The sequence below is a fragment of the Pseudomonas sp. JDS28PS106 genome (assembly GCF_036706555.1).
GTDB lineage: Bacteria > Pseudomonadota > Gammaproteobacteria > Pseudomonadales > Pseudomonadaceae > Aquipseudomonas.
In genome coordinates, this window is sequence record NZ_JBAJGT010000001.1 from 573,427 (window position 1) to 585,436 (window position 12,010).

11 protein-coding genes and 2 pseudogenes are annotated in these 12,010 nt (G+C 62.6%); 4 read left to right on the top strand and 9 right to left on the bottom strand.

What is annotated here, in order from left to right; genetic code table 11:
* Positions 1-82 precede the first annotated feature (82 nt).
* The 7 genes from TRP66_RS02445 to TRP66_RS02475 form a co-directional block, all read right to left on the bottom strand.
* The gene (locus TRP66_RS02445; RefSeq protein ID WP_333399726.1) at positions 83-901 is read right to left on the bottom strand and encodes a DUF4892 domain-containing protein; all 819 of its coding nucleotides are present in this window, start codon (positions 899-901) and stop codon (positions 83-85) included.
* 139 nt (positions 902-1,040) lie between these two features.
* Positions 1,041-1,895, bottom strand: a complete 855-nt coding sequence (locus TRP66_RS02450) for an alpha/beta fold hydrolase (RefSeq protein ID WP_333399727.1) — start codon at positions 1,893-1,895, stop codon at positions 1,041-1,043.
* The gene (locus TRP66_RS02455; RefSeq protein WP_333399728.1) at positions 1,892-2,701 is read right to left on the bottom strand and encodes an alpha/beta fold hydrolase; all 810 of its coding nucleotides are present in this window, start codon (positions 2,699-2,701) and stop codon (positions 1,892-1,894) included. Before TRP66_RS02455 ends, TRP66_RS02450 begins: the two co-directional genes overlap by 4 nt.
* A 124-nt stretch (positions 2,702-2,825) precedes the next feature.
* Positions 2,826-3,269, bottom strand: coding sequence for a hotdog fold thioesterase (locus TRP66_RS02460; RefSeq protein WP_333399729.1), 444 nt, complete (start codon positions 3,267-3,269; stop codon positions 2,826-2,828).
* Between the two features lie 64 nt (positions 3,270-3,333).
* Positions 3,334-3,792 (bottom strand): phosphohistidine phosphatase SixA, encoded by a 459-nt coding sequence (gene sixA / locus TRP66_RS02465; RefSeq protein ID WP_333399730.1) that lies wholly within the window; start codon positions 3,790-3,792, stop codon positions 3,334-3,336.
* Positions 3,789-4,133 carry a DUF4389 domain-containing protein gene (locus TRP66_RS02470; protein WP_333399731.1) on the bottom strand — a complete coding sequence of 115 codons (345 nt, stop codon included), beginning with the start codon at positions 4,131-4,133 and terminating at the stop codon, positions 3,789-3,791. Before TRP66_RS02470 ends, sixA begins: the two co-directional genes overlap by 4 nt.
* Before the next feature lie 11 nt (positions 4,134-4,144).
* The gene (locus tag TRP66_RS02475) at positions 4,145-5,170 is read right to left on the bottom strand and encodes an NAD(P)H-dependent glycerol-3-phosphate dehydrogenase (RefSeq protein ID WP_333399732.1); all 1,026 of its coding nucleotides are present in this window, start codon (positions 5,168-5,170) and stop codon (positions 4,145-4,147) included.
* A 315-nt stretch (positions 5,171-5,485) separates the two neighbouring features.
* Between TRP66_RS02475 and TRP66_RS02480 the strand changes: the two are divergent.
* The 4 genes and pseudogenes from TRP66_RS02480 to fabB all read left to right on the top strand — a co-directional run.
* A pseudogene (locus TRP66_RS02480) lies at positions 5,486-6,959 on the top strand (ATP-binding protein); the annotation flags it as partial.
* A 65-nt stretch (positions 6,960-7,024) separates the two neighbouring features.
* Positions 7,025-7,408, top strand: a pseudogene (locus TRP66_RS23505) (response regulator); the annotation flags it as partial.
* A gap of 225 nt (positions 7,409-7,633) precedes the next feature.
* Positions 7,634-8,149, top strand: coding sequence for a 3-hydroxyacyl-[acyl-carrier-protein] dehydratase FabA (fabA, locus tag TRP66_RS02485; protein WP_125830753.1), 516 nt, complete (start codon positions 7,634-7,636; stop codon positions 8,147-8,149).
* 10 nt (positions 8,150-8,159) lie between these two features.
* Positions 8,160-9,380 (top strand): beta-ketoacyl-ACP synthase I, encoded by a 1,221-nt coding sequence (fabB, locus tag TRP66_RS02490; protein ID WP_333399734.1) that lies wholly within the window; start codon positions 8,160-8,162, stop codon positions 9,378-9,380.
* Positions 9,381-9,445: 65 nt separating this feature from the next.
* Here the strand turns inward: fabB and TRP66_RS02495 are convergent, their stop codons facing one another.
* Positions 9,446-10,612, bottom strand: coding sequence for a DUF1624 domain-containing protein (locus tag TRP66_RS02495; protein WP_333399735.1), 1,167 nt, complete (start codon positions 10,610-10,612; stop codon positions 9,446-9,448).
* Positions 10,613-10,678: 66 nt separating this feature from the next.
* Positions 10,679-11,584 (bottom strand): GTP cyclohydrolase FolE2, encoded by a 906-nt coding sequence (folE2, locus tag TRP66_RS02500; protein WP_333399736.1) that lies wholly within the window; start codon positions 11,582-11,584, stop codon positions 10,679-10,681.
* Positions 11,585-12,010 lie beyond the last annotated feature (426 nt).

Genomic DNA, 12,010 nt, shown 5'->3' on the forward strand with positions numbered 1-12,010 from the left:
ACAAAGACGTCGCGACATATCAGGCATGCCGCATTACCGTTCATCGCCAGCAAGCTGGCTCCTACGGGCCGTGGATTGATTGCTAACGAATCAGCTGCAACAGCAGGCCTTTGGTTTCGGCGTTGCCGGTCTCCAGCCGTGCGGCGCGTACGCCCTTGGCGATCAGCGCCTCGCGCCACGCTTCGGCATGGCTGCCCGACACCGTGGCGCGCAAGGTGCTGTCCAGGTTCAGGCCACGCGACAGCAGCGTGACCCATTTTTCCTGGGGCTCACTGTCGAGCCGGGGCAGGTCCAGCTTTCCCGTGCTGCGCAACTGGCGCAGCAGAGTCGCCGAGGTCGGCAGCAGATCGCCCAGCGGCGCGGCGGCCTCCAGCTGTTCGACGTGCAGATAGGCGCGCCGGTTGCCGCGGGTAATCGCGTAGAGCGCCACCAGGGTATTGGCCTTGGGTTCGGCGAGTCGCAGTAGCAGGTATGCCTGCCGATCATCGGCGCCATACAGCCGGGCGTTGCCGAACACTTCATTGGCCCACAGGCTGCTTTCGCCACAGTCGCGTGCCTGGCACCAGAACAACAGCTCCGCGCCCTGCCCTTGCAGCGCCTCGCGGGCGGCGGTGAACGCAGCGTCGGAGCTGTGTTCGGCGGGTAACTGGTAGGTGACCGACGTCAGGTTGCCACGCGCACCAGCCTGATCGTCGAAGCGCAATTGGTTGCTGATCTTGCGGATCGAACTCATGGGGTAAATACGTTCCGCATCGGTGGCGGGACGGTAGTCGACAATCTGCGAGTCGGTCACGCGCGGCAGGATATCCAGATCCTGGCTGCCCGACGCGTCGGCGGCGGCAGCCGGAAGAACGGCAGTCATCAGACATAGGGCGAAAAGCGGAGCACAGGTTGAACGCATGGGTGCTCTCACTTGCGGGAAAAAAGATAAAGGAACGGGGCCGGGCCGTCCGGGCGGCACAGGCGCGAGGTTGCGGATAGGTCCATTTGCTTTGACTCCTGTTTCAACCCGCCCAGCCTCGGCAGTTGCCGGCCGCAAGTCAAGAAGCAGCGAAGAAGCGATTGAAACAGTCTGCAACAGCGCTCGCGCCTTCGGAGTCGTCCAGATGCAAATGATGCCCGCCGGGCAAGGTGCGGATTGCGAACGGCAGCCGCTCCAGCAATTCGCTGTTCTTTGCCAGCAGCCCGTCCCGGGCGACGATCAATTGCGTCGGGCATTCCACGCCTTCGACGAACGCCATCGCCTGCTCCGGCGTGAAGCGCACCGCCGAAGGCAGGGTCAGGCGACTGTCGCTGCGCCAGGTATAGCCGCCGGGGACCGGCATCAGCCCGCGCTGTGCCAGCAGCTCGGCGGCTTCGCGAGTGACGGCCAGCGTGCCGCGCATACGGGCCTGGACGGCACGCTCCTGCTCGGCATACACCGGCTTCTTCTTGTCGGCCAGCGCCAGCTGCGCCTGCATCGCCGTCCCAAGCCGCTCTGCGGAGGAATGAGCCTGACTGGTCAATGGCAGCACGCCGTCAATCAAGGCGAGACGCTTGACCCGCTCGGGCAGGGAACCGGCCAGCATCACCGAGATAATCGCCCCCAGCGAATGGCCAAGCAGGGAAAATCGCTGCCACCCCAGTTGCCCGGCGACCTGCAACACGTCGAAGACATAATCGGCCAGCGTGTAGCCGGCGCCGGGCGGCCTGTGGTCGGAGTGGCCATGGCCGGCGAGATCCAGCGCGACGATGCGCAGCCCTTTCAGGCGAGGCGCCAGCAGCGCGAAACTGTTCGCATTGTCGAGCCAGCCGTGCAGCGCGATCACCGGCTCGCCGTCCTCCGGCCCCGACAGGTGAGCGGCCAGTTCGATATGGCCCAGGTTCAGACGTACTTCTTCGACTGGATGAATCATGGAGAGGCTCTTGCGGTCAGCCGGGCATTCCAGCGGTTAAACAGGTCTTTGAGCAGTCGCGCGGTGTCATCCGGGCGTTCCAGAGGGAACATATGCCCGCCCGGTATCGACAGGTACTCGCCCTCGCGCAGGCGTTTGACCAGCAAGCCATGATGAGGCATGACCACCCGGCTGTGGCGGCCGCGAACCATCGCCAGCGGCACTCGCAGCCCGCGCGCGGGGCCGGGCCGGGTGTGGGGAACGCTGCGGTAGATGCTGATCTCGGTCGCCGGATCGAAGCGCAGGCGCAATTGCGCGCCGTCGGTCCGCAAACCGTGTTGCAGGTATGCATCGAAACATTCCGGATCGAAACGGCTAAACAAGGTTTTGCCGGCGAAGTAAGCGCGGGCCGCTTCCAGATCCTCGAACGCTTCCCGTCTGCCAAGGGTGCGGCCGGCGGGCGTGATGCGATCGATGAACCCCCAGCGCTTGGCGGCACGAATCAACAGCTGATCGGCCAGCCCCAGCACCGGTGAATCGAGCATGACCACGCCCCGATACAGCTCCGGACAACGCAGCGCGGCGTGAAAATGCAGCAGTCCGCCCAACGAATGGCCCACGCCCCACACAGGCGCCGGCTGCTCGCGCAGATGGTGAATCACTTCGTCGACCAGATAAGACCAGTTGTCGCTGACCGGAAAACGCGGGTCGTGGGCATGCTGCTCCAGATGAGCGACGCAAAATTCGGGCGCCAGCGCATCGAACAGCTTGCCGTAGGTGGCCGAGGGAAAGCCGTTGGCGTGGGCGAAGAAAATGGGTTCAGACATGCCGAAGCGCTCAGGGCCCGAAGGTTCATGATTGTGCGCAGCCGCCTCGCTCACCGGCAACGCGCGGAACTGCCATCGACGACGACACTCCGGCCAGCAAGGCAGGCGAGGCGGCGGAAAAGCTTCAGCGCGCCGGCGGTTCCTGACCGATCGGTACCACAGCGACTGTCAGGCGCGAGATGCAGGTCGGCTTGCCCTCCTCGTTCTGGATACGTATATCCCAGACATGGGTGGTGCGACCCAGATGAACCGGCCGGACCACACCGGTGACACGCCCGGTCTTCACGCTGCGCAAGTGGTTGGCATTCACTTCGATGCCGACGCAGAAAAACTTGTTGGAGTCGATCACCAGATAGCTCGCCATCGACCCAAGAGTTTCGGCCAGGACTACCGAGGCTCCGCCGTGCAGCAGACCGAACGGCTGATGGGTGCGGTGATCGACCACCATGCTGGCGGTCAGCGAATCTTCGGTGCAGGATTCGAAGCGGATATCCAGCGCTTCACCGATGGTGTTCTTCAGCGCGCCGGTCAAGGCGTCGGTGTCGGGAGGGGTAAGCCACACAGTCATTTCCATTCCTTTTGTCGTGAAGTGGGCGGCGCTACTCGGCTGTGGGCAGCGCCGTGTCGCGGGATCAGTCGCCGTGATGCAGACCGAGCAGCTCCATGCCGCCGGCGATCACGTCCTCGCCTTCCAGCTCGGCGAGGCTGGCGGTGCCCATCGGCTCGGCATGGCGATAACTGCCATGGGCCAGCAGGCCGACCAGGGCACCCACCAACGGCTGGTGGCTGACCAGCAGCACGGACTCGCCATCCAGTGCGTCGAGTTGCGCCAGCACGCCGCGCGGGTCGCTGTCGGGGGTAAGCCAGTCGACGATTTCGACCGGCCGGGCAAAATCCAGTGCCTGCCGAACCAGCTCGGCGGTCTGCCGTGCCCGTACATAGGGGCTGGCAATGATCCGGACCAGAGCAGCGCCGCGTAAGCGGGCGGCGCTGTGCAGCACCTGATCACGGCCATGCGCGGTCAATTCCCGAGCCGGGTCAGAAGCCGCCTTGGGCTGAGCCTCGCCGTGACGCAGTACCCAGAGTTTCATAGCCTGGGCTCGTCGTCGCGTACCGGGTGCGGCGCGGGTTCCACGTAATGGGCGATTTCACCGTCCGGGGAACGCGGCGCCGGCCAGTCGGCGAACGGCCAGGGTTTCTGGTCGGTATGGAAAGTACCGAAACGGCCGATCTGCGCCAGGAATTGGCTCAGGCTGTCGCCCAGGTTCATCAGGCTCAGGCTCGGGGCCCCGTAGAACAGCCGGTAGACCAGCTGGATCAGCACCACTGCCGCCAGGACAAGTTCCGCCACCTGCCAGACCACCAGATACACCAGCATCCAGAGGACGCGCAGCAGGATGGATTCATTCTTCTGGATCTTGGATTCGTTCAAAGCCTTCTCCGTTAATTGAAGCCGGTGGTCGAAATGAAATCGACGTCCGTCTTGGGCTCGGCGCGCATCAGCGCTTCGATGACCTGGTCGAGGGTACGACCTTCGAAAAGAATAGCGTGCAGGCCCGCGACCAGCGGCATGTACACCCCGGTCTCCTGGGCCTTGACCTTGAGCACCTTGAGCGTGTTGACGCCCTCGGCCACTTCGCCCAGGCGGGTTACCGCCTCGTCCAGGCTCAGGCCCTGCCCCAGCGCGTGACCGACCTGATAGTTGCGGCTCTTGGGCGAGGAACAGGTCACGATCAGGTCGCCCACGCCGGCCAGTCCCAGGAATGTCATGGGGTTGGCGCCCAGACTGACCGCAAAGCGGGTCATCTCCGCCAGCGCCCGGGTAATCAGCATGCTCTTGGTGTTTTCCCCCATGCCCAGCGCGACCGCCATCCCTGCCACAATGGCATAGACGTTCTTCAGCGCGCCACCCAGCTCGACGCCGAACCGGTCGGCGCTGGCATAGACCCGGAAGGTGCGACCATGCAGCGCTGCCTGGACTTCGCCACACAAGGCCTCGTCTTCGCTGGCCACCACCGTCGCGGTCAAGGCGCCCTCGGCGATTTCCCGCGCCAGATTGGGTCCCGACAGCACACCGATCCGGGCTTTGGGCACGATTTCTTCAAGGATCTGACTCATCAGCTTGAATGTCTGCGCCTCGATGCCCTTGGTCAGGCTCACCAGCATCCGGCCTTCGAGCACCGCGACATGCGGTGAAAGCACCGAGCGCAGCGCGCTGGACGGCAAGGCCACGAAGACCAGCTCACAAGCCTGCAAGGTGGCGCCAAGGTCGGTCACCGGCTCGACCTCCGGGCGCACCTTGATGCCCTTCAGATAGCGCGGATTCTCCCGATGGACGCGAATCGCCTCGGCCTGTTCGGGATCACGCATCCACTGAAGTACCTGGCGGCCGTTCTGCGCCAGCAGGTTTGCGATGGCGGTGCCGAAGCTGCCGCCGCCCAGCACCGCAACAGGTTGCTGTAGGGTCATAAAGCTTTCCATCCGGGGCCAGTCGACTGGCGATGGCCGCATTATACGGAGCGCCACGCTATCGGCCAGCGCTTCACGCATCGCGCGCCGGTATCGCCTTGCATCTTGAGCCGGTCGACGAGTTCACTGGCAAAGCTGTCTATCTCGGTTAACATGCGCCCACCGAATGACCTTATCGAGACGATCATTTTCCGGGTGCCGCCTGGCGGATGATCAGGATGCCATGACCAGAACCCTCCAGCGCACGGGCCTTTGCGCCATGAACCTGCCCGACGGCCACGCGCTTTCCGGCGGGCGACGCGGGAACTGCCGCCGATGATTCCACGCAGTTGGGACATTCATACCCGCACCCAGGTCATCAGCCTGGGCCCTGCCCTGCTGCTCACGCTGTTGTTGATCGGCTTCTTCACCTTCGTGCGCATCCAGGATTTGCGTCAGGAGCTCAATCACACCGGGCAATTGATCGCCAACCAGCTGGCGCCCGCCTCCGAGCCGGGCGTGGTGCTGGGCGACATGGATGCGCTGACCGGCCTGATGCGCGCCACGCTCTCGATGCCCAACGTGCGTTATGTCGAAATCCAGGACAGCGCCAACAATGTGCTGGTCTATATCGAACAACCGGTGCAGAACGACCATCAATCCCGCCAGATGGAGATTTTCCAGGCACCGATCCACGCGCCCCACGCCGGGCGCCTGCGCAACGCCGCCAGTGGCCGTGCCCATGAAGCGACCCTCGCGCCCGAGCATTATATGGGCCGGGTTCTGGTCGGAATGTCCAGCGAGGCCTTCAGCCGGCGGCAGCAGGAAATCCTGCTCAAGGCCGGAATCCTCGCGCTCTGCGCGCTGACGTTCACCTTTCTGCTGGCCCGGCGCCTGGCCAATAGTCTGGCGCAGCCGATCAGCGACATGGGCGAAGCGCTCAAGGCCATGCAGCAAGGCGATTACGGCACGCCGCTGCCGGTCAGCGACGACGCCGAGCTGGGCGCGCTGGCCCGGCACATCAACAATCTGGCGTTCAACCTGAACAAGGCCAGCCTGGAGCAGCAGCGTTCCATGGCCCAGTTGATCCAGACCCGCGAAGAAGCCGAGCAGGCCAACCGCGCCAAGTCCGACTTTCTGGCGATGATGAGCCATGAGTTGCGCACCCCCATGAACGGCGTGCTGGGCATGCTGCAGTTGCTCGAAACCACCCGAATGACCCACGAGCAGGCCGAATACGCCGCACTGGCGACCGAATCCACCGAGCACCTGCTGCGGGTCATCAACGACATCCTCGACTTCTCCCGGATCGAACGCGATGCGCTGCAGATAGAAGGCATCGAATTCAATCTGGCCGAGCTGATCAATGCTTCGGTGCATGCGTTCAGCCCGAGCGCGGCGCAACGCGGTCTGCTGCTGGACCTGCATATTCAGCCGGGGTTGCAGGACATCCACGTGCTGGGCGATCCGACCCGGATCCGGCAGATTCTGGTCAACCTGATTGGCAACGCGCTGAAATTCACCGAGGCCGGCAGTGTGCGGGTGGTCGTGACCTGGGAAAGATGGGGCCCTGACATGCTGGATTTCACATGTCGGGTCACGGATACCGGCATTGGCATCCAGCCCGATCGGCTGGAGTCGATGTTCGACGCTTTCCGACAGGCCGACAGTTCCATTTCGCGACGCTACGGCGGCACTGGTCTGGGACTGCCGATCGCCCGGACGCTGGCCGAGCGCATGAGCGGCAGCCTGGAAGCCCGGAGCGAAATTGGCGCCGGCTCGACCTTCACCTTGCGCATCCCGCTGCCGCTGGCGCCGGTCAGACACCCGCGCGCCGCGCTGCAGGAAATGTCCCTCGACCGCACAGACGGGCCTCGCAGGGTGTTGCTGGTTGAGGACAATGCTGTCAACCGTACCGTGGTCACCGCGATGCTGCACAATCTGGGCTGCGAGGTCGACGTTGCCGTCAATGGCGAGCAGGCCGTGAACATGGCTCGCGACGGACGGTATGGGCTGATTCTCATGGATTGCCGGTTGCCAGTCATGGACGGCTACCAGGCCACTCGTCAGATCAGACAGATTTCCGGCCGCGAAGCCGTGCCGATCGTCGCCCTGACGGCCAATGCGCTGCAAAGCGACCGCGAAGCCTGCCTACAGGCGGGAATGAACGATTATCTCGCCAAGCCCTTCAAACACGCCGATCTGCAGCAGATTTTGCAGCGCTGGCTTGCCATTCGGGCATCAGTGACTGGCGATTAATGCTAAATTGCGGCAGTCTTGTCGGACTGACAGACCAGCGTGGTCGTTCGGATGACGTATTTGAGTGCACAGGTGTACATTCATTTTTCCATGCACTGTGACTTTCACTACAACGCAACAGTCTATGACTAGGCTGCCAGACATGTCCTGGCGAAGCATTCCGTCAGGATTGGCGTTCGGGCCGGTGGCGCCCCAACTGCCGCACAAGAACATTGAGGAGCTCGCATGACCAAACAACACGCCTTTACCCGGGAAGATCTGCTGCGCTGCAGTCGCGGCGAGCTGTTCGGCCCAGGTAACGCGCAATTGCCCGCCCCCAACATGCTGATGGTCGATCGCATCACCTACATCAGCGAAGAAGGCGGCAAGTACGGCAAGGGTGAGTTGGTCGCCGAACTGGATATCAACCCGGACCTGTGGTTCTTCGCCTGCCATTTCGAAGGCGATCCGGTAATGCCGGGCTGCCTGGGCCTGGACGCCATGTGGCAGCTGGTAGGTTTCTACCTGGGCTGGCAAGGTAATCCCGGTCGTGGCCGCGCCCTGGGTTCGGGCGAAGTGAAGTTCTTCGGCCAGGTCCTGCCGACCGCCAAGAAAGTCACCTACAACATTCAAATCAAGCGCACCATGCGCGGCAAACTGGTCCTGGCGATCGCCGAAGGCACCGTGAGCGTCGATGGTCGCGAAATCTACAGCGCCGAGGGACTGCGTGTCGGCCTGTTTACTTCCACTGAAAATTTCTAAGGGTACTCGCATGCGCCGCGTCGTTATCACTGGTCTGGGTATTGTTTCCTGCTTGGGCAATGACAAAGACACCGTCACCGCTAACCTGCGTGCAAACCGCCCTGGCATCCGTTACAACCCGGAATATGCCGAAATGGGTCTGCGTAGCCAGGTTTCCGGCTCCATCGACCTCAACCTCGAAGAGCTGATCGATCGCAAGACGTTCCGCTTCGTCGGCCATGCGGCTGCCTACGCTTACCTGGCCATGAAGGACGCGATCGCCGACTCGGGCCTGACTGAAGAACAGGTGTCCAACGTCCGTACCGGCCTGATCGCCGGCAGCGGCGGCGCCTCGACACTGAACCAGATGGAAGCGCTGGACACCCTGCGCGAGAAAGGCGTCAAGCGCGTCGGTCCATACCGTGTGACCCGTACCATGGGCAGCACCGTGTCGGCCTGTCTGGCTACGCCTTTCAAGATCAAGGGCGTCAACTACTCCATCTCATCCGCCTGCGCCACCAGCGCACACTGCATCGGCAACGCGGTCGAGCAGATCCAGCTGGGCAAGCAGGACATCGTGTTCGCCGGTGGCGGTGAAGAGGAACACTGGAGCCAGTCCTTCCTGTTCGACGCGATGGGCGCGCTGTCCACCCAGTACAACGAAACCCCGGAAAAGGCATCCCGTGCCTACGACGCCAAGCGTGACGGCTTCGTGATCGCCGGTGGCGGCGGTATGGTGGTGGTCGAGGAACTGGAACACGCCCTCGCCCGCGGCGCCAAGATCTATGCGGAAATCGTCGGCTATGGCGCGACTTCCGATGGCTACGACATGGTCGCGCCAAGCGGCGAAGGCGCCATCCGCTGCATGCAGATGGCCCTGTCGACCGTCGATGGTTCCATCGACTACCTCAACACCCACGGCACCTCGACTCCGGTCGGCGACGTCAAGGAAATGGAAGGCGTGCGCGCTGTGTTCGGCGACAACCCGCCGGCCATCAGCTCCACCAAGAGCCTGTCGGGCCACTCGCTGGGCGCCGCCGGCGTGCACGAAGCGATCTACTGCCTGCTGATGATGCAGGACAAGTTCATCGCCGGTTCTGCCAACATCGACGAACTGGACCCGGCTGTCGCCGACATGCCGATCCAGCTCAAGACCGTCGAAGACGCCAAGCTGGATCTGGTCATGAGCAACAGCTTCGGCTTTGGTGGCACCAACGCCACGCTGGTACTCAAGCGCTGGCAGGGCCAGTGATACCCAGGTATCCGCAGCAATGAAAAGGCGCCCGTGAGGCGCCTTTTTTTATGGCCTTGCAGTGCTCAGAAGTACTTCAGCCAGCCAATGTCCCGACGACGTGCCTTCAGCTCGGCGAACCAGCGGACTGCGGGGAACAGCACGACCGCCAGTACCGCGGCACAGAGCCAGACCGCCCAGACGCCGTCGAACCCGAAGTAATCGCCCTGATTCGCGCCCCAGATCGCCAGTGCGATCAGATACAGAATCTTCAGGGCATACAGGTGCAGCAGATAGAAAAACATCGGCGCCGCGCCCAGGGTCACCAATGGCTTCAGCCAGCGCTGGTTCTGGTGGCGCTCGAACAGGATCAGGATCAGCAGACCGATTCCCAGAGTCAGGCTCAGGAACAGCAGCGACGGCGGGTATTTGGTGATGTTCAAAAAGCTCATCAGGGTTTGCAGCCCTGTTTCGCCGACCTGCCAGGGCTTCTCGCCGTAACCGTTGAGCAGACGCAGCACCAGGAACCCGATCAGCGCTCCGATACCCCAGCACGCCAGCTTCATGCGCCGTGAAGCGGCGTTCGCCTGGGCGCCGAACCACGGACCGGCGGCATACCCCAGCGCGATGACGCCGATCCACGGCAGCAACGGATAGGACGTGCGGAGCCGCAAGTTGTCGGACAGCTCGATCCAGCCACGGTCATGGAGAATCGCCCAGGGAATATGCAGCGTGGATTCGACCCCGAAGTGCACGCCATCGAGCAGGTTATGGCCGGCCACGATCAGCGCGCCAAGAGTCGCGATGGCCCAGCGCGGCAGAAACACTAGCGCCGACAGCGCAACCATGCTCAGCCCGATCGCCCAGATCACCTGGAGGTAGATCACCGTGGGCGGGAATTTGAAAGTCCAGGCGAAGCTGACCAGGGTGAATTCCAGCGCAATCAGAAACAGGCCGCGCTTGAGCAGAAATGCCGAGACGTCCCGGCGTCCGCTGTGCTTTTCGCCATAGAGATAAGCAGAAAGCCCCGTCAGCAGGACGAACAGCGGCGCGCAGAGATGCGCCAGCATGCGACTGAAAAACAGCTCCGGGGCCGTGGCACTGACGTCCATCGGATCGCCCACCTGGCGATGCAGAAAGAAGGTCTCGCGCACGTGGTCGAGCAGCATGAACAGAATGATCAGCCCGCGCAGGGCATCGATGGAGCGCAGTCGTGATGAGGGAGTCAGGTCAGGGTGAACGGCGGTAGTCATTGCAATAGAGAATCCATGGTAAAGGGCGGGCACGTCATGTGCGGCGATGGGCGAGTGAGAAAAGCTTCAGCGCAGATAATTGGAAGCCTGAGCCGTCGCGTCATGGGGGTGCAGACTTTCGAGGTGGCGAACGCTCACGCTTGCGGCCGGATAGCCATGTTCGAGCGCCTGCTGAATCCTGCGTGCGGCATCTTCCACATACATCAGATTGGCGCCGTTGAGCCGGGCGAAGGCCTGTTCGTCGGCACGCTTGACGGCAGTCTGCACAGGCGTGCCAAGCGCGTCTTCCACCGCGTCGATCAGCCGCGACAGAACCAGTTCGTCCTGCCTCGACGGGACGCGAACTCGCACTCGCGCCACGCTGCGCTGGCTGTGGGGCGTGGCGAACGAGCCGTGTTTCAGCAACCACTGGCTGACCGTTTCTGGCGTGACGGATGTCTTGTCGCCGAACTGCGTGGCGAACTCGTCGCTGAGCAGCTGACGCGAGAGCGCCGCCGAGCAGGGACAGGTCGAGGAGTAAGCGACATCCAGCGTCACGTCCAGGACCAGCCTGCCCTCCTGCCAGTGGGCGTTCAGACTGACCGGATAACGCTTCCAGCCGCTCAGGCCTTCGGTGACGAGCGCCGGCCGGCGCTGCATGAAGTCGAAACGCAGCCGCAGACGGGCTTTCGTCGAACGGCAATTGGCGTGACTGGCGACCATCGCCTGAAGCAGTTCGGCAATTCTGGAGACATCGAGGATCGCTGGCGCTTCGATCATGCCGAGCAGCCGATACAGTCGCGACATGTGAATGCCTTTGATGCCCGGATCAGGCAGGTCTACGTCCACATCGGCGCGCGCGTGCAGCGGCCAGGTGGTGCCAGCTTCGCCGAGCAGGATCGGCAGATCGATGCCCGACATTCCGACCCAATCGAGGGGCAAGGTGATGGCAGACGCCTCGCTAAGGGCGACGTCGGGTAATGGGCGGTGCATGAAATGGCTTCTCACTACAGATTCGAACAAAGCGGGCGTCGCACTCCAAATTGCAGCGCCTCGGTTACACTATAACATCTACATTTTTTGAAACAGCTTTGTTCATGGGCGCCCTGCAGCGGTGCGTCCGCCTCTTTGCGGGGCATGATGGGGCGAAGCGGCGCCACACGGATTTTCATTTTGTCCGTTAGGCGACATAGCTTGGCTCGTTAGCGGTAGATGACCTGCAATGGAAAGCGTAGAGTCATTGCCGCTGCCATTTATATTCTGAAGTTTCCCAAGATCATTTTGACTGTATTAGTTGCAGGGATTTATCGTGGGCATGGAGTTTTCCTTTTACGACTTCCGATTCAGACTCAACTTAGCGCGCAAGTTCATAGTTCGTAAATGGCACACCCCTTGCTAATTACAGATCAACCGGCCTGA

Bases quoted from the DNA above. Each gene is read 5' to 3' on its own strand.
- TRP66_RS02445 (WP_333399726.1), bottom strand. From the start codon at position 901: ATGCGTTCAACCTGTGCTCCGCTTTTCGCCCTATGTCTGATGACTGCC.
- TRP66_RS02450 (WP_333399727.1), bottom strand. From the start codon at position 1,895: ATGATTCATCCAGTCGAAGAAGTACGTCTGAACCTGGGCCATATCGAA.
- TRP66_RS02455 (WP_333399728.1), bottom strand. From the start codon at position 2,701: ATGTCTGAACCCATTTTCTTCGCCCACGCCAACGGCTTTCCCTCGGCC.
- TRP66_RS02460 (WP_333399729.1), bottom strand. From the start codon at position 3,269: ATGACTGTGTGGCTTACCCCTCCCGACACCGACGCCTTGACCGGCGCG.
- sixA (WP_333399730.1), bottom strand. From the start codon at position 3,792: ATGAAACTCTGGGTACTGCGTCACGGCGAGGCTCAGCCCAAGGCGGCT.
- TRP66_RS02475 (WP_333399732.1), bottom strand. From the start codon at position 5,170: ATGACCCTACAGCAACCTGTTGCGGTGCTGGGCGGCGGCAGCTTCGGC.
- fabA (WP_125830753.1), top strand. From the start codon at position 7,634: ATGACCAAACAACACGCCTTTACCCGGGAAGATCTGCTGCGCTGCAGT.
- fabB (WP_333399734.1), top strand. From the start codon at position 8,160: ATGCGCCGCGTCGTTATCACTGGTCTGGGTATTGTTTCCTGCTTGGGC.
- TRP66_RS02495 (WP_333399735.1), bottom strand. From the start codon at position 10,612: ATGACTACCGCCGTTCACCCTGACCTGACTCCCTCATCACGACTGCGC.
- folE2 (WP_333399736.1), bottom strand. From the start codon at position 11,584: ATGCACCGCCCATTACCCGACGTCGCCCTTAGCGAGGCGTCTGCCATC.